Below are 336 nucleotides of genomic sequence, written 5' to 3'. Positions count from 1 at the left end.
CTGCAGACATAGATCATTTCACGCAGCACGTGGGGCCGATCGCTCTCCATCAGCATCATCTGCTTCGCGCGGTCATAAACGGTGTCTGGTTGACGAAAAGACACGTGACTTTCCATCCCGATGGCGTCGATGCATTTATCTGGCCCCTTGCCGCCTGTAAGCTCGTTCAGCCTTTCAACAACGCTCTCCTCCAGGAAGTTGATGGTGATCGCGCCGCCCGCTCCGGCCATGGAAAGGCGTTCGGGCAGGCAATCTATCGCCACGACCTGCTTGGCACCGAGAAGAATGGCGCTGCGGATTGCCATCTGCCCCACCGGGCCACAGCCCCAGATCGCG

General features: G+C 59.2%; 1 protein-coding gene. It reads right to left on the bottom strand.

Annotated elements, in window-relative coordinates; genetic code table 11:
- A partial coding sequence (locus AC0L2M_RS34665; protein ID WP_473537279.1) for a zinc-binding dehydrogenase occupies window positions 1–336 on the bottom strand: 336 nt, incomplete at both ends.

It is taken from the genome of Mesorhizobium sp. WSM4806 (assembly GCF_055811635.1).
Note: the sequence above shows the minus strand (reverse complement) of the source record. Positions and strands in the feature narration are given on the sequence as shown.